A 21,922-nucleotide genomic window follows, 5' to 3' on the forward strand; every position below is an offset into this window, starting at 1 on the left:
CACCTCTCAGGTCACTCCGGGGGCGTCTGACGGTGCAGGTCGAGCAGGCTGTCGGTCGCGCCGCGGTCACGAGATGGGTGGGCTGTGCAGTTCTCAGCCGACCGTCAGATCGGGCTCGACGACAGCTCGCCGGCCGGGACCGGGATGCGGAGAGGCCCGGAGCACCGTGCACTCCGGGCCTCTCCGCGTCGTGTGCTGTGTCAGTTCGCCATGTCCACGAAGCGGCTGTAGTGGCCCTGGAAGGCGACCGTGACGTTCGCGGTGGGGCCGTTCCGGTGCTTCACCAGCATGATGTCGGCCTCGCCGGCCCGCGGGCTCTCCTTCTCGTACATGTCCTCGCGGTGGATCATCATGACCATATCGGCATCTTGTTCGATCGAGCCGGATTCGCGAAGGTCGGAAAGCATTGGCTTCTTGTCCTGCCGTTGTTCTGAGCCACGGTTCAGCTGCGACATCGCAATTACTGGCACTTCCAGTTCCTTGGCCAGCAGTTTGAGGGCACGGGAGAACTCCGAGACCTCCTGCTGACGGCTCTCGACGCGCTTACCGGACGTCATGAGTTGGAGGTAGTCGATGACCACGAGCTTGAGGTCGTTGCGCTGCTTGAGCCGCCGCGCCTTCGCCCGGATCTCCATCATCGTCATGTTGGGGGAGTCGTCGATGTAGAGCGGGGCATCGGCGATCTCGCCCATCCGGCGGGCCAGCTTCGACCAGTCCTCGTCCGACAGCGTGCCGGCGCGCATGTGGTGCAGAGGCACCTTCGCCTCGGCCGAGAGCAGACGCATGGTGATCTCGTGCTTGCTCATCTCGAGCGAGAAGATGCAGGTGGCCAGGTGGTGTTTCACCGTCGCCGACCGGGCGATGTCCAGGCCCAGCGTCGAGTTGTGGGTCGGGATGAAGCTGCGGCCGGCCAGGAACAGGTGGTCCTTGGCGTCGACCTCGATGCAGCGCACGGGCACGCTCTCGATCGGCCGGACGTCAGTGATGAAACGGACGCCGCGGGCGGTGAAGGTGCGCGCACCCCGCTCCTTGTGCACCAGCTTCTTCCGCTCCAGCCGGAACACCTCGTCGTCCGTGCTGAAGGTCAGCGTGAAACAGGTGGACGACGCCTCGCTGCGACCCCTGACCCGCTTGCGCGTCATCCGCACCCGGTAGCCGAGGCCGGCGACGAGCTCGCGGGCGTCGTCGGCCAGCCGCTGGTTGGTCACCGCGAACTGGACCACCCCGCTCGGTGCCACCGTCCCGTCGGTGTCGAGCAACCCGGCCAGCAGAGCACGCCGCTGGGCCACGGAGCCCCGCAGGTAGGCCATAGGGATGTGCTTGTCCCCGAAGACGCCCAGCGAGCGCAGCAGACCCTGCACGGTGCCGTGCTCGTTCCGGCAGGCCTGGCACTGCGCGAAGCCCGACGACGGGCCGCCGCAGTCCGGGCAGGTCGCCTGCCGGCCGACGCCACCGCTGGCCCGCAGCCGGCCGCCGCACGTCTTGCCACACGTCTGCACCTGGGAGGTCCTGGGGACGAACAGTTCGCCGCACATGGGACACGGCCGGGCCTCGACGGCTGGCCGGGCCGGCAGCCGCAGGGCATACCGCCGGTCGACACCGGTCGGCTCGACGACGAGGCCGTCGGCCTCGATGTGGACCGCGATCTCCGGGTCGTTGCTGGTGAAGTGCGCGGCCCGTGAGGTGCCGTCCCCCAGCCACACCCCGAGCGCGTACGGCGGCAGGGGGAGGTCCGCCTCCGGCAGTTCCAGGGGGGACGCGATGGTCACCGAGTGGTTGAGTCGGGCGTCCTTGGTGGCGCAGCGGACGGTGCGGGCGATCTCCTCCGTCGTCCGGACCTCGCCGAAGGTCCGCTGGTTGCGGTGGCCGTTGCAGCCGGTCGCCGCCGCCTGGGCGGACCTCCGGCTGGCGCGGGTCTCGGTCAGCCACTGGTGCTGGGCGTCGGCCACGATGACAGAGCCGTCGGAGAAGTGCACCTCGTAGCAGGGGCGACCGGTCATCACCTCGGTGGCGGCCAGGACCGTCGTCGGCCGGCCGTCCGAGCCCATCACCTGGTCACCGGCAGCGACCTCACCCATTGTCGTCCAGCCGGTCGGCGTCGCGATCGGGGTGTCGAGGGCCAGGGCCTTGCCCACACCCGGACGAGCGGCGATGACGACCATTTGTCCCGCCTGAAGACCATTCGTCAGTTCGTCGAGATCCCGGATGCCGGTGGGGACGCCGCGGGCGGTGCCGCCGCGGGACGCGATGGCGTCCAGCTCGTCCATCGTCGGCTGCAGGACGTCCTCGAGGCGCGAGTAGTCCTCGCTCATGCGCTTCTCGGTGACGTCGTAGATCTCCTGCTGGGCGCGGTCGACGATGTCGTCGACGTCGCCCTTGCCGCCGGCCGCGCCGTAGCCCAGCTGGACGACGCGGGTGCCGGCCTCGACCAGCCGCCGCAGCACCGCCTGCTCGGCCACGATCGCGGCGTAGTAGCCGGCGTTGGCCGCCGTCGGGGTCGACTGGATGAGGGTGTGCAGGTAGACCGCGCCGCCCATCTTCGACAGCTGGTCGGTGCGGTTGAGCTCGGCGGCGACGGTGATCGCGTCGGCCGGCTCGCCCCGCCCGTACAGGTCGAGGATGCAGTCGAAGATCACCTGGTGGGCCGGCCGGTAGAAGTCCAGCCCCGCGAGCACCTCGACGACGTCGGCGATCGCGTCCTTGCTCAGCAGCATGCCGCCGAGCACCGACTGCTCGGCCGCGACGTCCTGTGGCGGCTGCCGGTCGTACTGCGGCGCCGTCGGGGTCGGTCGGCTGAAGTCGTCGGCCACCGCCACGGGAGGTCCTCCATCCACTCACGGCGCACCCGCGCACAGGCCCCGGCGGGATCGCCGGGGCCTGGTGGGGGAGCACCAGCACGCTGCACACCTGACTCGAACAGGCGTTCGAGACGTTCTTACCCCGGGGCACCGACAGTCCGGGCGGTCGCGGGGTCGAGGAGGACGTTAGGAAGCGCGGACGGACCAGTCCAACACCGGTGTGGGTGCGCTTCTGCACAACTTGTGGACAAGTCGGTGGACACAGCCGTGTCGACATGTGGAGACAGCGGGGGACGCCGCGGCGCCGTCCCCCGTATTCCGCCACTGAGCTGCGGGAAGGCCGCCCACCGGGTGTGGACGGGAGAAAGTCCGGAGAAATCCGGGTGTCGCCCTTCGGCGTGTCGGGCGTGCGGGCGCAGGCGCCCCAGCGGTCACACGTCCACAGGGCCCACCCGTCCGACGGAGGTCCAGCATGGGCACCGCACCGTCGGCCGTCGATGCCGCCGCCGGGCGAGGAGGGGAGAACCGATGACCATCACCCGCACGTCCGTGAACCCCTGGCCGTGGTCGCTCGGATACGGGTTCGACCAGGCGCAACTGGTGGAGGGCGCGACCCGCGTCCTCGCACTCTCCGGACAGGCCGCCGTGGACGCCGACGGCACACCGCAGCACGCCGGTGACATCGTCGCTCAGGTCTCGCTCGCTCTGGACAACCTCGAGACCGTGCTCGGGCAGGCCGGGATGACACTCGCCGACGTCGTCCGCACAACCGTGTTCACCACGGACGTCGACGCGATGATGGGCGCCTGGGAGGGCCTGGCCCAGCGGTTTACCGCGGCCGGCGTGAGGCCGAGCAGCACGCTCGTCGGCGTCACTCGGCTGGCCTTCCCGGACTTGATGGTGGAGATCGAGGCCACCGCGGTCGGCTGACCCGGCCGCACGACGCCGCGAGGGGCGCCGGACCGGAGTCCGACGCCCCTCGCGGGCGCTGCACGTCAGCGTGCGGCCCCCTGCAGGGTCCCGCCGCGAGCTTGCGAGCGGTGGGGGGCAGGGGGTCCTCTTTCAGCCGGGGACGACCTCGATGGTCAGCTGAGAAGTGACCTCGGGGTGCACCCGCACGGTCACCGTGTGCTGGCCGGTCGTCTTGATGCTGCTGGGCAGCTCCACCCGGCGCCGGTCGAGCGCGGGGCCACCGGCGGCGGTCACGGCGTTCACGACGTCAGCGGTGGTGATGCGGCCGAACAGGCGACCACCCTCACCGGCGCGCGCCGGCACCTGGACCGTCAGGCCGGACAGGCGCCCGGCCACGGCCTGGGCCTCCTCGTGCGACCGCACCTCGCGGGCGGCGCGCGCCCGGCGCAGCGACTCGACCTGCTTCTCGGCACCGCGGGTGGCCTGGATGGCCAGGCCACGGGGCAGGAGGTAGTTGCGGGCGTACCCGCCCTTGACCTCCACCGTGTCACCGGAGGACCCGAGACCGGTGACCTCCTGCGTCAGGATCAGCTTCTGGGTGCTCATGGTCAGCGCGCCGTCGAGGTGTAGGGCAGCAGGGCCATCTCACGGCTGTTCTTGACGGCCGTGGCGACGTCCCGCTGGTGCTGGCTGCAGTTGCCGCTCACGCGGCGGGCACGGATCTTGCCGCGGTCGGAGATGAACTTCCGCAGCAGGGTCGTGTCCTTGTAGTCGATGTAGGTCGCCTTGTCCTTGCAGAACTGGCAGACCTTCTTCTTGGGCTTGCGAACGGGGGGCTTGGCCACCGGGGTTCTCCAGAGAGTGACGGAATGGAACGGCCCCTTGCAGGGGACCGCGCCGAGCGTGGTGACGTACTGGAACGGCCACCCTTCAGCGCCCGCGCCGAGCGGAGCGAGGCGTGGGGGGAAGGGTGGTCCGCTTAGAAGGGCGGCTCGTCGGACGGCGGGGCCGGGGTCGACCACGGGTCGCTGGACCCGCCGCCGCCACCGAAGCCGCCACCACCACCGCCGCCGAAGCCGCCCCCGCCCTCACCGCGGGAGGCCTTGGTGACCTTCGCGGTGGCGTAGCGGAGCGACGGGCCGATCTCGTCGACCTCGAGCTCGACGACGGTGCGCTTCTCGCCTTCCTTGGTCTCGAACGACCGCTGCTTGAGCCGGCCGGAGACGATCACCCGCGACCCGCGGGTCAGCGACTCGGCGACGTTCTCCGCCGCCTGCCGCCAGACGTTGCAGCGCAGGAAGAGCGCCTCGCCGTCCTTCCACTCCTGCGACTGGCGGTCGAAGGTCCGCGGCGTGGAGGCCACGGTGAAGTTGGCGACCGCGGCACCGGAGGGCGTGAAGCGCAGCTCCGGGTCCGACGTCAGGTTGCCGATGACGGTGATGACGGTCTCGCCGGCCATCGTCAGTGGACCTCGGGCCGCATCAGCTTCGTGCGCAGGACCGACTCGTTGAGGTTCAGCTGCCGGTCGAGCTCGGCCACCGCGGCGGGCGTGGCCTGGATGTCGACGATGGCGTAGATGCCCTCGACCTGCTTGTTGATCTCGTAGGCCAGCCGGCGGCGGCCCCAGATCTCGGTCTTCACGGTGCCACCGGAGTTGGTGACCACGGTGAGGAACCGGTCGAGGGAGGGAGCGATCGTGCGCTCCTCCAGGTCGGGGTCGAGGATGACCATCAGTTCGTAGCGACGCACGGAGAACCCCACCTCCTCTGGTCTGAGCGGCTGCAGTCGGTCTGCAGCAGGAGGGTCGTACACGCGTCGCGCGCCCCGCCCGGTGACAGCCACCGGTGGAACGCGCTCCGTCGAGGGTACCAGCGCCGCCGGCGGGCTCCGTCGCCGTCCACAGGGGGACGACGGGACGGCCGTTCCGGGACGAAGCCGTCAGGGTCCGGAACTAGGGTCGGTCACGTGCCAGCTCACCCGATCGGCGTACACGTCGGACCCGGCCTGACCGAGGACAACGAGCTCGACGCCGGCGGTCCGCTGGCCCGCGCCGCGGAGATGGACGCCGACGGCGTGCAGCTCTTCCTGGCCGACCCGCAGGGCTGGAAGGCCCCCGAGCCCCGCCCGGACGCCGCCGACCTGCTGGCCGGCGACGTCACGGTCGTCGTCCACGCGCCGTACGTGCTCAACGTGGCGACGACGAACAACCGCATCCGCATCCCGAGCCGCAAGCTGCTGGCCGCGCACGCAAAGGCCGCCGCCGCCGTCGGGGCGGTGGGCATGGTGGTGCACGGCGGCCACGTGCTCGCCAAGGACGACCCGGCGGCCGGCGTCGACAACTGGCGCAAGACCTTCGCCCGGCAGGCCGAGGACGGCGGTTTCCCCCTGCCGCTGCTCATCGAGAACACCGCCGGCGGGGGCAACGCCATGGCCCGCGACCTCGACGCCCTCGCCCGGCTGTGGGACGCCGTCGGCGAGTTCGGCGCCGGCTTCGTGCTCGACACCTGCCACGCCTGGGCCGCCGGCTGGGACCTCGCGACCGCGGTGGACGACGTCCGGGCGATCACCGGCCGCGTCGACCTGGTGCATCTCAACAACAGCCGCGACCCGCAGGGCTCCAGCCGGGACCGGCACGCCCCGCTGGCAGACGGCGAGATCCCGACCGAGCTGCTGGTCGAGGTCGCCCGGTCAGCCGACTGCCCCGTCGTCCTGGAGACCCCCGGCGACGCCGCCTCGCACGCCGAGGAGATCACCCTGCTGCGGCAGGCCCTGGCCTGACCCGGCGCGTGTTCCACGTGGAGCACGCGCCAGGGGCGTCAACCCGCGGGGCTCCGGCTGACCCGCGCGCGGGTCCCCTCGAGCGTCACCGCGTCCGGTGCTCCGTCCAGCGGGCCGCCGGCGGGGTCGTCGACGCCGGGCCAGCTGGTGCGGACGACGTCGTCGTCCGGCCGCCTCGTCTCCCGCGCGACCAGCACCACGAGGGCCACCAGGACGGCGTCGCGGACCAGGACGGCGAGGAAGAACCACTCGACCTCGACGCCGCGGTTCTCGGTGCCGAGGTAGTAGAGCATCGTCAGGACCCACACCAGGGCCTCGCTGACCTGCCAGACCAGCAGCGAGCGCCACCGCGGCCGGGCCAGCACCGCCAGCGGCAGCAGCCACAGCGCGTACTGCGGGCTGTAGACCTTGTTGAGCAGCAGGAAGCCGGCCACCAGCAGGAAGACCACCTGCGCCACCCGCGGCCGCACCGGGGCACTCAGCACCAGCCAGGCGACCCAGGCGGCCAGCGCAAGCAGCAGCACGGCCACGACCGCGTTGAGCACCGACGGCGTCTCTCCGTCGGCGAGGAGACCGTCGAGGACCCGGTTGTCCGTGACCGTCAGCAGGACGTTCCAGATCGACTCCGGGTTGGCCGGGCGCTGCCGGCTGAAGGCGAAGAACCAGCCCCAGTTTTCCGGTGCCAGCAGGGCCACCGGCAGGTTCACCGCCAGCCACGCAGCGGCCGCGGCGAGCGCCGCCCGCAGCCAGAGCCGCAGCGCACCGGCGCGCAGGCACAGCAGGAACAGCGCGCCCAGCACGAGCAGGGGGTAGAGCTTGGCGGCCACGCCGAGCCCGAGCAGCGCCCCGGCGAGCACCGGCCGCTGCCGGGCCCACGCCCACATCCCGAGGGTGGCGAGGGCGACAGCCAGCAGGTCCCAGTTGTTGAACGCGTAGACCAGCAGCACCGGCGACAGCGCCACCATGGCGGTGTCCCACGGCCGCCGGCCGGTCAGCGGCAGGACGGCGCGGGTGACGGCCAGCGCGCACACTGACATGAGCAGCGCCGTGACGACGGTGTAGCTCTGCACCGGGGGGACCGCCGGGAGCACGCCGACCGCGGCCGCCAGCCCGTCGTACCAGCCGGAGAACAGCGCGGCGAGCGCCATCGCCGCCCCGGTGAGCACCGGGTACTCCACCCGCGCGTCGAGGTAGGGCAGCGCTCCCTCGCCCTGCCCGTAGACGCCGAACAGCGGCACCGGGTCGGAGTAGCAGAGGTGGGTGTACTGCAGCGAGCCGGTCCAGTCGCCGTCGGAGCACGGGGCCTGCTTGAGCCAGGCGAGCGCCAGCACGGTCGTGGTGAACAGCAGGCACACCCGCAGCGGGGTCCAGAACGAGGCCCGCCCGACGAGCGCGTGGCGGCCCCAGGGGCCGCCCACCGCCTCGCTGGCCTGGATCACAACCGGGTCGGTCCACGTGGGGACGACGCGGTCCGGTTCCGGAGACGCCGCGGGCCCGTCCGCTGGTGCGGACGGGCCCGTGGGGATCGTGCTCATGCGGTCAGTCTGCCCGCCGGAGGTCAGCCGTTCTGCTGGCCGTTGCCCAGGTCCTCGGCGTTCTGTCCGGCCTCGGTGCCCTCCGGGCCCGGCGGCACCGGGACCGGGGCCGGACCCGGCGGGTTCTGCGGGCCCTGCGGTCCTTGCGGGCCCTGCGGTCCTTGCGGGCCCTGCGGTCCTTGCGGGTTCTGCGGCGCGGGGGTCGGGGTCGGCGTGGGAGTCGGCTGCGGCGTGGGTGTCGGGTCCGGCTGCTGCGTCGGCGCGGTGGTGACCTGGGTCGGTGCCTGCGTCGGCGTCTCGGTCTGCGGCGCGGGCACGCCGTTGCCGGTGTCACCGCGGATGAGCGCCCGGTCGGGCAGGTCCTCCTCCGGCGTCCCGTCAAGCACGGTGTCCATAAACTCCTGCCAGATGGCGCCGGGCAGGCCCGAGCCGTAGATGATCCGGCCGTTGACGTCCTCGATCGGCTGGGCGGGCGAGTCGTTGCCCATCCAGACCGCGGTGGAGACGGACGGCGTGAAGCCGACCATCCACGCGTCGGAGTTGTCCTCGCCCTGACCCTGCGTACCGGTCTTGCTGGCCACCTCGCGGCCACCGTCGAGCGAGCGCCGCGAGTAGGCGGCGACGTCGGTCATCGCATAGGTGACGTCGTTGACCACGTCGTCCTCGAAGACCCGGTCACCGGCGTCGCCGTTGTAGTCCAGCAGCACCGCGCCCTCGCTGTCGGTCACCCGCGCGACGAAGTAGGGCTCGTGCTCGACACCGGTGGCCAGGGTGGCGAAGCCGTGCGCCTGGTCGATCGGGCGCATCTCGTACTGGCCGATGCCGATCGAGGCGCCGGTCCCGCCGGTCTGCGGGTCGGCCAGGGTGTTGCTGCCGGCGAGCGTGCCGTAGGCCGGCTCGTCGGGCCAGGCCTCCGGCAGGCCGGTGGCCTCGAGCATGTTCTGCCGGACCCGCTCGGCGCCGACCTCGTAGGCCAGCCCGTAGTAGGTGGTGTTCAGGGAGCGGGTCAGCGCCTCCCTGAGCGTGCAGGAGCCGCACGAGGCGCCGCCGGAGTTGCGGACCGGCAGGCCCGGGCGGTCGGGGAACTCCTGCGGCGAGGAGCCGTCGCGCCGGGCGTTGACGCTGATGCCGTCCTCCAGCGCGGTGGCCAGCACGTACGGCTTGACCGACGAGCCGGGCTGACGCAGGGCCTGCGCGTAGTCGACCGCGCCGTCACCGGCGCCGATCGGACCGCCGTAGTAGGCCCGCACGGCACCGGTGTTCGGGTCGACGGACACCAGCGCCTCGCGCAGGTTCTCCGGCTGGCCGTCCATGATCTCGGAGACCGCGGAGACGGCGGCGTCCTGGTAGCGCTTGTCCACCGTGCTGGTGATCCGCAGGCCGCCGGCCCGGATCTGCTGCTCGTCGTAGCCCTTGGCCTCCAGCTCGGCGATGACGCGCTGGACGACCAGCCCCTGCGACTCGCTGGGGATGCCCAGGTTGGAGCCGGTCCGCGGCAGCACCGGCGGGAACACCGAGGCCTGCCGCTCCTGCTCGGTCAGCCAGCCCTCCCCGACCATCGCGTCGAGCACCAGGCCCCAGCGGTCCATCGCCCCCTCGGGGTTGGACTCCGGGTCGTAGCGGGAGGGGCTGCGGACGAGGACGGCGAGCACCGCACCCTGCTGGGCGGTCAGCTGGCTGGCCGGCACACCGAAGTAGGTGTTGGCCGCCGTCTCGATGCCGTAGGCGCCACGGCCGAAGTAGATGGTGTTGAGGTAGTTCTCGAGGATCTCGTCCTTCTCGTACTCGTTGTCGAGCTTGACGGCGAGGAAGAGCTCCTGGAACTTCCGGCTGAAGGTCTGCTCCGACGTCAGGAAGGCGTTCTTGACGTACTGCTGGGTGATGGTCGAGCCACCCTGCGTGGAGCCGCCGGTCACGTTGTTCCACGCGGCGCGCACGATGCCCGTCGCGGAGATGCCGGGGTCGGTGTAGAAGCTGCGGTTCTCGGCCGCCAGGATCGCCTCGCGCGCGGGCTCCGAGACCTCGGCGAGCGGCACGTTGGTGCGGTTCTCCGCGCCCAGCCGGGCCATCTCGGTGGTGCCGTCGGCGTAGTACACGACCGTCGTCTGCGCGTTCTGCACCGAGCCCGGGTCGGGCACGTCGGTCGTCGCGTACACGACGCCCACGAAGACGCCGAGCAGCACGAACGCGCCCGCCAGCACGCCGAGGAGGGCCTTGAGCCGGCGCCGGCGGCGCTGCTGCCTGCTGCGGGCGCTCTTACCGGCGGGACGGGTGCCCCGTGCGGCCGGGCCGGGCCGCGAGGCCGTCGTCCGGCCGCCGCGGCCTGCCGGTGGCCGGCCCCTGCCCGCCGGGGGCCGGCCGCCTCCGCCGGTCCCGCCGGCGGTGCGACCGGACGGCGGACGGCGGACCGAGCCGCCGCGCGGCCCGACCGGTGAGGTCTCGTCGTGGGGAGGCACGCAGGGGCCCCTCTCTGGTTCGGGTCTCGGTGGGCGCGCAGGACGGACCGCGTCCGGCACCCAGGGTGGCGTCTTGAGCTGTGCGAGCGAGGACGACCCGCGGCGCAGCGACGCCTCGGTGTCTCAACGACCACGCGGGGCACTCCGTGTTCCCCGTGTGACGCGTACTACAACTGCTCGGTGGCCGTCCGCCGCCTCGCGCGCCGCGGCTGGCGACCCGGCTCCGGCTCGGCCCCCAGGACGTACGAGCAGTCCAGGTGGTTCCACCCGCACCCGCGGCACACCTGGACGGCGTAGACGGAGAACTCCTCCTGCGCGCGGTCCATCCGGGCGAGCTCGGCCTGCGTCTTCGCCTGGCCGGCCGTGGGGCCGAGGTGCTCCCCGTAGACGTAGTTCACCAGCGTGAGCCGCTCCTTGCGGCACACCGGGCAGGCGACGTCGGTCACCTCACCGTGGTACTTGGCCGCCCGGGTGAGGTACGGACTGGCGTCGCAGACCTCGAAGAGCCCCGTGCGACCGGCGTACACGTCGGCGAGGACGGCTCGCCGCTGCAGCGAGTAGTCCACGACGGATCGACGTCCGGGCACTGCGCCAATGTACGCACCGCGGAGGACACCGGAAGGTGTCCGACCACGTCGGGACCCCGTACCGAGGCTCGCCCGGCCCCGTCCAGGGCACCGCCCCGAGCGTGCGAGGGGTGGGGAGGACGGGGTCCTTCCAAGGTCTTCGATGTATCGTGTCGATACATCGATCCGCAGGACGACGAGGGAGGCGACGTGCTCGAGTTCGCCATCCTGGGTCTGCTCCACCAGTCGCCGATGCACGGCTACGAGCTGCGAAAACAGCTCGCCCAGGTGCTCGGCGGGCTGCGCAGCATCTCCTACGGGTCGCTCTACCCCGCGCTCAAGCGGCTGCACGCGGCCGGGTACGTCACCACCGACGAGCCGGACCGCCGCGCCCCCCTGCCGGCCGACGCACCGCCGCTGACCGGCCGGCGCGGCAAGGTGGTCTACACGATCACCGCCGAGGGCAAGGAGCGCTTCCACGAGCTGGTCGGCCAGGCCGGTCCGGAGACGTACGACGACGGCGGGCTCTTCGGCGTCCGCCTGGCGTTCTTCCGGCACACCGCCGCGGACGTCCGGCTGCGCATCCTCGAGGGTCGCCGCCGCACCGTCGAACGGCAGCGCGAGGGCCTACGGGCCTCGCTGAGCCGGACCCGCGAGCGCCTGGACCGCTACACCCTCGAACTCCAGCGCCACGGCCTGGAATCGGTCGACCGCGAGGTCCGCTGGCTGGCGGAGCTCATCGACCGCGAGCTGACCGACGGTCAGCGGCGTCGAGACGACGGCGCCACCCCGGGGGACCCACCGGCACAGGCGCCACCCGAGCCCTGACCAGCACCTCCCCGATGACCAGGCGGGAGAGCTCCTCGCCCGTTCCCCCGAGCAGGACCGTCCACGGTCCGTGTCCACAGACCGCACGCGGTCAGTGAAGAAGGAGATGTCCATGGGATCCGTCAAGGTCGCCATCGTCGGCGTCGGCAACTGCGCCGCCTCGCTGGTGCAGGGTGTCCAGTACTACCGCGACGCCGACGAGACGACGTCGGTGCCGGGCCTGATGCACGTCCGTTTCGGCGAGTACCACGTCAGCGACGTGGAGTTCGTCGCGGCGTTCGACGTCGACGCCAAGAAGGTCGGCCGCGACCTGTCCGAGGCCATCATCGCCAGCGAGAACAACACCATCAAGATCTGCGACGTCCCGCCGGTGGGCGTGCAGGTGCAGCGCGGCACCACCCTCGACGGCCTGGGCCGGTACTACCGCGAGGTGGTCGAGGAGTCCGACGAGCAGCCGGTCGACGTCGTCGCCGCGCTGCGCGAGTCCGGTGCCGACGTCCTCGTCTGCTACCTGCCCGTGGGCTCGCAGCAGGCCGCCGAGTTCTACGCGCAGTGCGCCCTGGACGCCGGCGTCGCCTTCGTGAACGCGCTGCCGGTGTTCATCGCCGGCACCGAGGAGTGGGCGGACAAGTTCACCGCGGCCGGCGTCCCGATCGTGGGCGACGACATCAAGAGCCAGGTGGGCGCCACCATCACCCACCGCGTGCTGGCCAAGCTCTTCGAGGACCGCGGCGTGCAGCTCGACCGCACGATGCAGCTCAACGTCGGCGGCAACATGGACTTCAAGAACATGCTCGAGCGCGAGCGGCTGGAGTCCAAGAAGATCTCGAAGACCCAGTCGGTCACCTCGCAGGTCGACCGGGACATGGGTGCCGGCAACGTGCACATCGGCCCGTCGGACCACGTGCCGTGGCTCTCGGACCGCAAGTGGGCCTACGTGCGCCTGGAGGGCCGCGCGTTCGGCGACGTCCCGCTGAACCTGGAGTACAAGCTCGAGGTCTGGGACTCCCCGAACTCCGCCGGCATCATCATCGACGCCGTCCGCGCCGCGAAGATCGCCAAGGACCGCGGTATCGGCGGCCCCATCCTCTCCGCGTCGTCCTACTTCATGAAGAGCCCGCCGGTGCAGTACAGCGACAGCGAGGCCCGCGACGCCGTGGAGGCGTTCATCAGAGGCGACATCGAGCGCTGAAGACCCCTGCAGGGTCCCGCCGCCCCCGTCCCGGGTCCCGGCCTGAGCCTGCGGAGGCCGGGGAGGACGGGGTCCTCCTCCGAGCGGTGAGGCGCAGGGTGGTCCGCACACCCGTCCTCCTCACCCCTCGCCCGCTCGGGGCGAGCCTCTGGACGGGGCCGACAGGGCCCGCGATCCGCATGAACCGCGGTCCCTGTCGCGCCCTGCCGGGTGACCCCGAGCGGCCGCCCTGCAGGGACCCGCCGCGAGCCTGCGAGTGGCGCGGGGGCAGGGTGGTCCTTTCTCTACGCTGGCCGCATGTCCGCCCGCCGCCGACCGCTGCTCCCCGCACTGGGGCTGGCGGTGGCCCTGCTGGCCGGCTGCGGCGGCCCGGAGGAGCGGGCGGAGGGCGCGCCGGTCACCGAGGAGGAGGCCGACCTCCTCGCGCAGCTGCTCGCCGACAACCACCAGCGGGGCGGCGCCGACTTCGTGGTCACCGCCCCCTACGGCGAGGACACCGTGCTGACCCTCACCGGCGAGGTCGACCTCGCCGGTGGCGCCGGTCGCGCGCAGGCGGTCACCTCGTACGGCGACGGCCGGCCCGACGAGACCCGCACGCTGTTCTTCTCCGCCGACGAGCTGTGGTTCGGCGAGGTCCCGGGCCTGACCGCCGCGCTGGGTGCCGAGGGGCTGCCTGAAGCCTCCTACGTGCGCCGTGCGGTGACGCTGGGGGAGGAGGCGCCGCTGGTCGACGTCCTCACCACGGTGGTGCTCAACCTCGCCGCCGAGGAGCCGGACGACGGCGGGGACTTCCGCGGCGCCGGCTACACGTGGGAGGGCGACCGCTCGATCGACGGCGAGCTCGCGCAGCTCTACGCCTCGGAAGCCGGCTGGTCGGTGGCGGTCGACCGGTCCACCGACCTGCTGGTGCAGTACCGCACGCCGCTGCCCGGCCAGGAGTTCGAGGTGACGGTGACGCTGGCGGACCACGGCCCGCGGGAGATCACGCTGCCGGCCGAGGGGGAGTCCGTGGACGGGTCGGCGCACCCGGAGGTGGCGGCCACCGTCGGCCTGTAGGAGGACCCGGGGCGGGGCCAGGGGGTCTTCCAAGGCGGCCGTTCCAGCACCTCACCGGGCCGGGACGTGCGGGAGGGGCGGCCTCTTCCCCAGACCGCCCCTCCCGGGGATGTTCCTACCAGATGCCGCGCCCGAGCGCACGGGGGACGCGCGGGGTCAGTTCGCGGACGGGTCGGCCGGTGCCGTCGAGAGCACGGCCAGGCGCCCGGTCTGGCGGCCCATCACCCGGCGCCACAGCTCCGGGCCGGCCAGCTCGCTCAGCACGTCGTCCGGGCTGCCCGGCACGCAGGCCCAGGCACCCTCGGCGACCTCTCCGGCCAGCTGGCCCGGTGACCAGCCCGCGTAGCCGGCGAACACCCGCAGCCCCCGGACCCGGCCGACCAGCTCGTCGGGGTCGGCGTCCAGGTCGACCAGGTGCACGTCGCCGGCCACCGGCCGCAGTCCGCAGTCCTCGTCGGGGGACGCGCAGAGGACCGGGTCGCAGACGGCGAGGCACAGGGCCGTGTCGGTCTCACAGGGCCCGCCCACGTGGAACACGACCGGGTCGACGGCGAGGTCGCACCAGCCGGGGAGCACGTCGCGGATCTCCACCTGGCTCGGCCGGCCCAGCACCACGCCCAGCGTGCCGCTGTCGTTGTGGTCGAGCACGAAGACGACGGTGCCCGCGAAGGTCGGGTCGGTCAGGCTCGGCATCGCCACGAGCAGCGACCCGGGGCGCACGTCGTCCAGGCGGCCCGTCGAGAGCGCAGGGATCGCGTCCGGGCGACGTCGGCCCGTCGCGGGTCGGGCCGGCGGCCCCGACTCGGGATCGGGCGAGGACGGGGGAGTCATCGCTCCCAGTGTGCCCCACCGGAACGCCACCTGGAGGGAGCGACCGCGCCTCCGGTGGGAGGCCTCCCGGCCCGTCGTCGACCCTGTGGAGAGGAGTGGCCACCGTAGGGTGACCGGGTGCGGCAGGCGGGGACGACCGTGCGCTCACTCCTGGCCCGCGGCGACTTCCGCCGGCTGCTCGCCACCAGGCTGTCCGCCCAGTTCGGCGACGGCGTGCTGCAGGCCGCGCTGGCCGGCACCGTCCTGTTCAACCCGCAGCGCGCGGCCGACCCGGTCGAGGTCGCCGCCGCGTTCGCCGTCCTGCTGCTGCCCTGGTCGCTGGTGGGGCCGTTCGCCGGCGTCTGGCTGGACCGGTGGAGCCGGCGGCAGGTGCTGGTGCACGCCGACCTGCTGCGCGCGGGGCTGGTCGCCGTCCTGGCGCTGCTCGTGGCGGGCGGGTCGGCCGGCGCGCCGTTCCTGCTCACCGGGCTGGTGCTCTTCTCCGTCGCACGCTTCGTGCTCTCCGCGCTCTCGGCGTCCCTGCCGCACACGGCTCCGGACCTGGTGCCGGCCAACGCGCTGTCGACGACGTCCGGCGCGGTGGCCACCGTGGCCGGCGGGGCGGTGGCGGTCGCGCTGCAGCAGGTCGCGGGGTCCCCCGGGGACGCCGGGTACGCCGCGCTGACCCTGGGCGCGGCCGGCCCCTACCTGCTCGCCGCGGCGCTCGCCGCCGGGTTCGCCCGCGGCGCCCTGGGTCCGGACGAGGGCGCCGCTCGGCCGTCTGCGCGGCAGGTGGTCGCCGGCATGGTGGCCGGCGCGCGGCACGTGCGCGCCCGCCCGCCCGCGGGCACCGCCCTGACCCTGATCACCGTGCACCGGCTCTGCTTCGGGCTGGTCACGCTCGTCACGCTGCTCTTCTTCCGCGGTGCCTCGCCGTCCGGGGAGGGGCTGCTGGGAGCGGGCGTGGCGCTGGCCGCGGGGGCGTGCGGCACGTTGCTGGCGGCCGCGGTGACGCCGGCGGCCGTGCGCCGTCTCGGGACGGCGCGGTGGGTGACCCTGCTGCTGGGTGCCGGGGGTCTGCTGCTGGCAGCGCTGGGCCTGCCGTTCCTCCCGGCGACCGTCGTCCTGACCGGCGCCGTGCTCGGCTTCCTCGGGCAGGGCGTGAAGATCTGCGTGGACGCCACGCTGCAGCAGGTGGTGGACGACGACGTCCGCGGCCGGGTGTTCTCCGTCTACGACATGCTGGTCAACGTCGGCTACGTGGCCGCCCTGCTGGTGGCCGCGCGCCTGCTGCCGGCCGACGGCGTCTCCCCGCCCGCGATGGTCGCCGTCGGCGCCGCCTACGTCCTCACCGCCGGCTTCGCCGCCCGGTCGTCGCTGCCCCGCTGAGCAGGGTCAGAGCTCGGGGACGCAGGCTCCCCGCCCCAGGCGGGCGAGCCCGGTGAGGTCCCCGTCCGCGAAGTCGGTGACGCCCGGAACCGTCTGCGGGTGCAGTAGCTGGGACTCGTCGTCGACGTGGTCCAGGCCCACCAGGTGCGCCAGCTCGTGCAGGACGATTCCCGAGGCCGTGGCCTCGCCGTCCCGCTGGTCCAGGATCTCGGGGAACTGGCCGGCGTCGAGGGACACCGTGCCAGTGACGTAGACCCGCGTCCCCTCGCCCAGGGAGACGGCCAGGCTGCCGGCCTGGCCCACGATGTCGCCCGCGAGGTCCGGGTTCTCCACCTTGGTCTCCCAGGCGACGAGCACCGGAGCCCAGCGGTCCCCGTAGCGGTCGGGCTGGAACGCCTCCCGCTCGGCGGCCGGCACCTCGTCGGTCGGGCCGTCGTGGACGAACACCAGGCCGGTCACCTGCGCGATCCGGGCCACGGCCGCGTGCACCATCTCCTCCCCGCCGGGAGGGGAGCCGTCGGGCCGGATGGCGTAGTGCACGACCCGGCAGGGGTCGTAGGCCACCGGCGTGACCCCGTCGGCCTGGACCAGGGAGAAGGCGTGCGGCCCGCCGGCCACCGGCGCCGGTGCGGGGTCGCCCCGTGGCGACCGGCTCGCCCCCACCCCGGGGGTCGGACGGTCCGTGGGGGCGGCCATCGGGACGCTGCGGTCCGGGGCCAGGCCGGCCGGCGCGGCACGGTCCCAGGGCCACGGCACGGCCCCGGCGAGGACGGCGGCCCCCAGCGAGCCGCCCACGACCAGGAGGACGGCGAGCAGGCTGAGGAACCCCGACCCGCGGCGCCGGCGTGCGGGCGGCCCGGGAGCCCGCCACGGCACCGGCTGGACCGGGACGCCGAGCGCCTCGTCCACCACCCACTGCGGCGTGCGCCCGCTCGGCGAGGTGGGCAGGCGGGAGCCCGGTTCCGGGCCTGGTCGCTGTTCGCCCACGTCTCTCCTGTCGGCAGCCGGGAGCTCCGGCTGCAGCCCGGTCAGGCCCCCGTGCGGGCGGCCCACCAGCTGCGCAGCTCGGCCTCGGCCTCCTCCGGCGCCAGCGGGCCGCGCTCGAGCCGCAGGTCCTTGAGGTGCTTCCAGGCCTCGCCGACCTCCCGGCCGGGCGGGATGCCGAGGATCTCCATGATCGCGTTGCCGTCGAGGTCCGGGCGCACGCGGGCGAGGTCCTCGGCCGCCGACAGCTCGGCGATCCGCCGCTCCAGCGCGTCGTAGGTGGCCGACAGCGCCGCGGCCCGCCGCTTGTTGCGCGTCGTGCAGTCCGAGCGCACCAGCTTGTGCAGCCGGGGCAGCAGGTCGCCGGCGTCGGTGACGTAGCGGCGGACGGCGGAGTCGGTCCACTCGCCACGGCCGTAGCCGTGGAAGCGCAGGTGCAGGAAGGTCAACCGGGCGACCGACTCCACGACCTCCTTGGAGTACCGCAGCGCCTGCAGCCGCTTGCGCACCAGCTTGGCCCCGACCACCTCGTGGTGGTGGAAGGAGACTCGGCCGCGCGGCTCGTGCCGGCGGGTGGCCGGCTTGCCGATGTCGTGCAGCAGCGCGGCCAGCCGGAGCACCAGGTCCGGCGACTCGGCGTCCGGATCCGCCTCCTCGAGCGCGATCGCCCGGTCCAGCACCGTCAGCGAGTGGGTGTAGACGTCCTTGTGCTGGTGGTGCTCGTCGATCTCCATCCGCAGCGCCGAGAGCTCGGGCAGGACGACGTCGGCCAGCCCGGTGGCGACGAACAGCTCCAGGGCCGCCCGGGGGGAGTGCTGCAGCAGCGTCTTCGACAGCTCCACCTGCACCCGCTCCGGGGTGATCCGGCCGAGCTCGGGAGCCAGCGAAGTCATCGCCGCGACCACCTCGTCGACCGGGGTCAGGCCGAGCTGGGCGACGAACCGGACCGCGCGCAGCATCCGCAGCGGGTCGTCGGCGAAGGAGTCCTCCGCGGCACCCGGCGTCCGCAGCCGGCCGGCCAGCAGGTCGCCCAGGCCGCCGTAGGGGTCGGTCACGGTGCGGTCGGGCCCCAGCGACACGGCCATCGCGTTGACGGTGAAGTCCCGGCGGGCGAGGTCGTCGACGAGCGAGTCCCCCCAGGCCACCTCCGGGTTGCGCGACTCCCGGTCGTAGCGGTCGGCGCGGAAGGTCGTGATCTCCAGCCGGACGCCGTCCACCTCGGCGCCCACCGTGCCGAACGCGATGCCGCTGTTCCACGTGGAACTGGCGAACCCGCGCAGCAGGTCGAGGACCTGCTCGGGCCGGGCGTCGGTGGTGACGTCGAGGTCGCCGGGGGCCATGCCGGTCCCCCGCCCACCCGCGGAGCCCGCGGACAGCAGCGCGTCGCGGACCGAGCCCCCGACGAGGTGCACCTCGAAGCCCGCGGCGGTGAAGCGCTCACCGAGCCGGGTCAGCACGGGGGAGAGGTCGACGAGCTCGCGCACCGTCTCCTGGACGGCGGGCGGCACGGACGCAGCTGTCGTCGGAAGGAGAGGCTCACCGGACACGACGATCCAGGGTAGTGGCGTGCCGCGCGCTACCCTCCTGGCATGGCTGGGACGGGCGGGCGAGGGCGCCCCGGCCGCCGGTTGCGCCGGGTCGACGAGACCTCCGCCGGGGGCCTGGTGGTGGCCGACGACCCCATCACGGGACCGCGCGCCGCCCTCATCGGGCGCACCGATCGCCGCGGGCGGCTGCTCTGGTCGCTGCCCAAGGGGCACATCGAGGAGGGCGAGACCCCGGAGGACACCGCCGTCCGGGAGGTCGCCGAGGAGACCGGGATCATCGGCGAGGTCGTCGCCCCGCTGGGGATCATCGACTTCTGGTTCGTCGCCGACGGCCGCCGGGTGCACAAGACCGTGCACCACTTCCTGCTCCGCGCCGTCGGAGGAGCCCTGTCCGACGCCGACATCGAGGTGACCGAGGTCGCCTGGGTGCCCCTGGACGAGCTCGGCGCCCGGCTCGCCTACGCCGACGAGCGAGCACTGGTCGAGCGGGCGCCCGCGCTCCTCGCCGACAGCGCGTGAGCGGGCCGGCGAGCTCACCGGCAGACAGCGCAGGCGGCCGCCGCACCGGGCCGACGGGCGCCGGCGAGGAGCTGTCGTGAGCCGGCGGTCGGCTGCCGGGGGCGCCGGCGGCCGGTCCGCCGCGTCTTCCCCCCGCCGCACCGCCCGGGGGACGACGGTCGGCCTCGCCCTGGCCGGGGCCCTCACGGCTCCCCTCGTCGTGCTGGCGCCGTCCGCGGCCGCCGCGCCGGAGGACCCCGCTCCCGCCCCGGGGGCCGCCGAGGACCGCCCCGTGAGCGTGGAGCTCACCCGGCTGGATCCCCGCACGCTCGCCCCGGGCGCCCCGGTCACCATCGCCGGCGAGCTGACCAACACCGGCACGGAGACGATCGAGGACCTCGACGTGCGGCTGCAGCGCGGCGGGCCGCTGGCCACCCGCGCCGAGCTGCAGGCGGTCGACGGCGCCCGCGACCTGACGGCCGTCGTCGCCACGCCGTTCCAGGACGTCGCCGACGAGCTGCGCCCCGGCGCCTCGGCGTCCTTCACCCTCACCACGACCACCGACGCGCTGGCCATCGACCGGGACGGCGTCTACCCGGTGCTGCTCAACCTCAACGGCGTCGGGTCCGACGGGGACCGCCGCCGCGTGGGGGAGCTGACCACCTACCTCGTCCAGCCGTCGGTGCTGCCGCCCACGTCGGCCGGCGTCGCCTGGCTGTGGCCGCTGGTCGAGCGCACCCACCGCGACGCGTCCGGCGCCTTCGTCGACGACGAGCTGACCGGCGAGGTGGCTCCCGGCGGCCGGCTGGACCGGGCGCTGGCCACCGTGGAGCGGCTGCCCGAGACCGTGCCGCCCGGGGGCGGCCAGCCCACGCCCGTGGTCCCGGTGACCCTCGCCGTCGACCCCGCGCTGGTCGAGGAGCTGCAGGTCATGGCCGACGGCCCCTACGCCGTCGCCGGCGACGAGGGCGCCGGGGCGGGCACCGACGAGGCCGCCGCCTTCCTGGCGCGGCTGCGCGCCGTCGCCGCCGACCACCCGGTCGTCGCGCTGCCCTACGGCGACGTCGACGCCGACGCCCTGACCGCGGCCGGGCTAACACCGGTCGTCACCCGCAGCCTGCCCGGCAGCCCCGAGGGGACGGCGCAGGACGACCCCGACGCCCCCACCGCCCCGCCGACCGCGGTGCCCACCGGGACCGGGGGCACCGCCGGCGCGGACGTCCTCCGGGAGGTCCTGGGAGTGGCCGCGCGGATCGACCTCGCCTGGGCGGTCGGCGGCTCGCTGCGCCCGGAGACGTTCGGCGTCCTGCAGGACGGCGGCGTCCGGGAGGTCGTGCTGGCCCCCGGCGGGCTCAGCGACGGGGCGGCCGCGCTCGGCCTGGACGGCCCGGCCGCGGCCCGGGCGACCGTGCCCACCGTCGACGGCTACGTCGACGCCCTGGTCGCCGACCCCGCGCTCGGCCGGCTCGCCGGCAACGCGGCGCAGGCCCCGGGGGGCCGCCGCGCCGCCGAGCAGCGCACCGTCGCCGAGCTCGCGCTCCTCACGCTCCAGCCGGGCGACGCGGCCGGAGGGCAGAGCGTGCTGGTGGCCCCGCCCCGCGAGGTCGACGCCGACCCCGCCGCGGTGAGCGCGATGATGGCCGCCGCGGCACAGCTGCCGGGGCTGCGGCCGGCGACCGTGGCCCAGCTCGGCGACGGGCCGGCCACCGACGCCGGCGAGCTGGTCGCCCCGGCCGACCCGGGCGGGCTGGAACCGGCCGGCCTGACCGACGTCACCGCCGCGGTCGCCGTCCGCGACCAGCTCGCCGGGGCGGTCGTCGGGGACGCCGACGCGGTGCTGGCGCCCTGGGACGCCGCGATCGCGCGCGCCACCTCGGCCGCCTGGCGGGACGACCCCGCGGCGTTCACCGCGGCCGCCGCGGACCTGCGGACGACGATGGGCGGGCTGCTCGACCGGGTCACCCTGCTCGCCCCGGCCGCCGGCACCTACAGCCTCGCCTCCAGCGACGCACCGCTCGTGCTCACGGTCAGCAACGAGCTGCCCTTCGCGCTCCGCGTCCAGCTGCGGGTGCAGACCCGCGGCAACGCGCTGTCGGTGGGCGACCTCGGCGACCAGGTGCTCGGGCCCGAGCAGCGGACGACGCTGACGGTCCCGACCGAGGTGCGCCAGTCCGGCCGCTTCGGCGTCGCTGCCACGCTCACCACCCCGGACGGCGCACCGCTGGGTGACCCCGTACAGCTGCAGGTGCAGAGCACCGCGTACGGGTCGATCTCGGTGGTCATCACCATCGGCGCGGCCGCGCTGCTCGGGCTGCTCTTCCTGCGCCGGCTGGTGCGCTTCCTGCTGCGCCGCCGCCGCGGCACCCCCGACGACGGGGACGGCGACCTGCCGGGCGGCCCCGCACCCGAGGGCGCCGCGGTCCCGCTGCCCCCGACGCGGAGCCCCGTGTGAGCGAGCGTGCGAGCTCACCCATGAGCACAGCAGCCCCCGCGAACTCGGCCGACGAGCGCCGACGAGGCGGACCCGTGAGCGAGCGCGCGAGCTCACCGGTGACCACGGCACCTCCGGTCGC

The 21,922-nt window shown here is 73.9% G+C and carries 19 protein-coding genes; 8 read left to right on the forward strand and 11 right to left on the reverse strand.

Annotated features, from left to right (window positions below; genetic code table 11):
- Positions 1 to 200 precede the first annotated feature (200 nt).
- Positions 201 to 2,816 (reverse strand): replicative DNA helicase, encoded by a 2,616-nt coding sequence (dnaB, locus tag GOBS_RS24815; protein ID WP_012951013.1) that lies wholly within the window; start codon positions 2,814 to 2,816, stop codon positions 201 to 203.
- A gap of 510 nt (positions 2,817 to 3,326) precedes the next feature.
- On the opposite strand from dnaB, the gene GOBS_RS24820 reads away from it, so the two are divergent.
- Positions 3,327 to 3,728 (forward strand): RidA family protein, encoded by a 402-nt coding sequence (locus GOBS_RS24820; RefSeq protein ID WP_012951014.1) that lies wholly within the window; start codon positions 3,327 to 3,329, stop codon positions 3,726 to 3,728.
- Between the two features lie 132 nt (positions 3,729 to 3,860).
- Here the strand turns inward: GOBS_RS24820 and rplI are convergent, their stop codons facing one another.
- The 4 genes from rplI to rpsF form a co-directional block, all read right to left on the reverse strand.
- The gene (gene rplI, locus GOBS_RS24825) at positions 3,861 to 4,316 is read right to left on the reverse strand and encodes a 50S ribosomal protein L9 (protein WP_012951015.1); all 456 of its coding nucleotides are present in this window, start codon (positions 4,314 to 4,316) and stop codon (positions 3,861 to 3,863) included.
- Positions 4,317 to 4,318: 2 nt separating this feature from the next.
- Positions 4,319 to 4,555, reverse strand: a complete 237-nt coding sequence (gene rpsR, locus GOBS_RS24830) for a 30S ribosomal protein S18 (protein ID WP_012951016.1) — start codon at positions 4,553 to 4,555, stop codon at positions 4,319 to 4,321.
- 134 nt (positions 4,556 to 4,689) lie between these two features.
- Positions 4,690 to 5,169: a single-stranded DNA-binding protein gene (locus tag GOBS_RS24835; RefSeq protein WP_012951017.1), complete on the reverse strand. Its 480-nt coding sequence runs from the start codon at positions 5,167 to 5,169 to the stop codon at positions 4,690 to 4,692.
- Positions 5,170 to 5,171: 2 nt separating this feature from the next.
- Positions 5,172 to 5,459, reverse strand: coding sequence for a 30S ribosomal protein S6 (rpsF, locus tag GOBS_RS24840; protein ID WP_012951018.1), 288 nt, complete (start codon positions 5,457 to 5,459; stop codon positions 5,172 to 5,174).
- A 216-nt stretch (positions 5,460 to 5,675) separates the two neighbouring features.
- Here rpsF and GOBS_RS24845 point away from each other — a divergent pair, with 216 nt between their 5' ends.
- On the forward strand, positions 5,676 to 6,488 hold the full coding sequence (locus tag GOBS_RS24845; protein ID WP_012951019.1) for a deoxyribonuclease IV: 813 nt from the start codon (positions 5,676 to 5,678) through the stop codon (positions 6,486 to 6,488).
- Between the two features lie 38 nt (positions 6,489 to 6,526).
- Here the strand turns inward: GOBS_RS24845 and GOBS_RS24850 are convergent, their stop codons facing one another.
- The 3 genes from GOBS_RS24850 to GOBS_RS24860 all read right to left on the reverse strand — a co-directional run bounded on the left by GOBS_RS24850 (position 6,527) and on the right by GOBS_RS24860 (position 11,066).
- A complete protein-coding gene (locus tag GOBS_RS24850; RefSeq protein WP_012951020.1) occupies positions 6,527 to 8,023 on the reverse strand; it encodes a glycosyltransferase family 87 protein in 1,497 nt (498 codons plus the stop codon).
- Positions 8,024 to 8,046: 23 nt separating this feature from the next.
- Entirely contained in the window at positions 8,047 to 10,479 is a 2,433-nt protein-coding gene (locus GOBS_RS24855) for a transglycosylase domain-containing protein (protein ID WP_166487508.1), read from the reverse strand.
- A 167-nt stretch (positions 10,480 to 10,646) separates the two neighbouring features.
- Positions 10,647 to 11,066 (reverse strand): DUF5318 family protein, encoded by a 420-nt coding sequence (locus GOBS_RS24860; RefSeq protein WP_208104358.1) that lies wholly within the window; start codon positions 11,064 to 11,066, stop codon positions 10,647 to 10,649.
- Between the two features lie 189 nt (positions 11,067 to 11,255).
- On the opposite strand from GOBS_RS24860, the gene GOBS_RS24865 reads away from it, so the two are divergent.
- The 3 genes from GOBS_RS24865 to GOBS_RS24875 all read left to right on the forward strand — a co-directional run bounded on the left by GOBS_RS24865 (position 11,256) and on the right by GOBS_RS24875 (position 14,121).
- Positions 11,256 to 11,873, forward strand: a complete 618-nt coding sequence (locus tag GOBS_RS24865) for a PadR family transcriptional regulator (RefSeq protein WP_012951023.1) — start codon at positions 11,256 to 11,258, stop codon at positions 11,871 to 11,873.
- Between the two features lie 112 nt (positions 11,874 to 11,985).
- Positions 11,986 to 13,065, forward strand: a complete 1,080-nt coding sequence (locus tag GOBS_RS24870) for an inositol-3-phosphate synthase (protein WP_012951024.1) — start codon at positions 11,986 to 11,988, stop codon at positions 13,063 to 13,065.
- A gap of 297 nt (positions 13,066 to 13,362) precedes the next feature.
- Positions 13,363 to 14,121, forward strand: a complete 759-nt coding sequence (locus GOBS_RS24875; RefSeq protein ID WP_012951025.1) for a hypothetical protein — start codon at positions 13,363 to 13,365, stop codon at positions 14,119 to 14,121.
- Positions 14,122 to 14,277: 156 nt separating this feature from the next.
- Here the strand turns inward: GOBS_RS24875 and GOBS_RS24880 are convergent, their stop codons facing one another.
- A complete protein-coding gene (locus GOBS_RS24880; RefSeq protein ID WP_012951026.1) occupies positions 14,278 to 14,841 on the reverse strand; it encodes a YqgE/AlgH family protein in 564 nt (187 codons plus the stop codon).
- A 228-nt stretch (positions 14,842 to 15,069) separates the two neighbouring features.
- On the opposite strand from GOBS_RS24880, the gene GOBS_RS24885 reads away from it, so the two are divergent.
- Positions 15,070 to 16,320 (forward strand): MFS transporter, encoded by a 1,251-nt coding sequence (locus GOBS_RS24885; protein WP_012951027.1) that lies wholly within the window; start codon positions 15,070 to 15,072, stop codon positions 16,318 to 16,320.
- Between the two features lie 6 nt (positions 16,321 to 16,326).
- Here the strand turns inward: GOBS_RS24885 and GOBS_RS24890 are convergent, their stop codons facing one another.
- Both GOBS_RS24890 and GOBS_RS24895 read right to left on the reverse strand, forming a co-directional pair.
- Complete coding sequence (locus tag GOBS_RS24890) at positions 16,327 to 17,307, reverse strand: hypothetical protein (protein WP_012951028.1); 981 nt, start codon at positions 17,305 to 17,307, stop codon at positions 16,327 to 16,329.
- Between the two features lie 41 nt (positions 17,308 to 17,348).
- Complete coding sequence (locus GOBS_RS24895; protein WP_012951029.1) at positions 17,349 to 18,812, reverse strand: CCA tRNA nucleotidyltransferase; 1,464 nt, start codon at positions 18,810 to 18,812, stop codon at positions 17,349 to 17,351.
- Between the two features lie 81 nt (positions 18,813 to 18,893).
- Here GOBS_RS24895 and GOBS_RS24900 point away from each other — a divergent pair, with 81 nt between their 5' ends.
- Both GOBS_RS24900 and GOBS_RS24905 read left to right on the forward strand, forming a co-directional pair.
- Positions 18,894 to 19,370, forward strand: a complete 477-nt coding sequence (locus GOBS_RS24900) for an NUDIX hydrolase (RefSeq protein WP_012951030.1) — start codon at positions 18,894 to 18,896, stop codon at positions 19,368 to 19,370.
- Positions 19,371 to 19,446: 76 nt separating this feature from the next.
- Complete coding sequence (locus GOBS_RS24905; protein ID WP_012951031.1) at positions 19,447 to 21,801, forward strand: DUF6049 family protein; 2,355 nt, start codon at positions 19,447 to 19,449, stop codon at positions 21,799 to 21,801.
- The last annotated feature ends 121 nt before the right edge of the window (positions 21,802 to 21,922 follow it).

The organism is Geodermatophilus obscurus DSM 43160, from assembly GCF_000025345.1.
Taxonomy (GTDB): domain Bacteria; phylum Actinomycetota; class Actinomycetes; order Mycobacteriales; family Geodermatophilaceae; genus Geodermatophilus; species Geodermatophilus obscurus.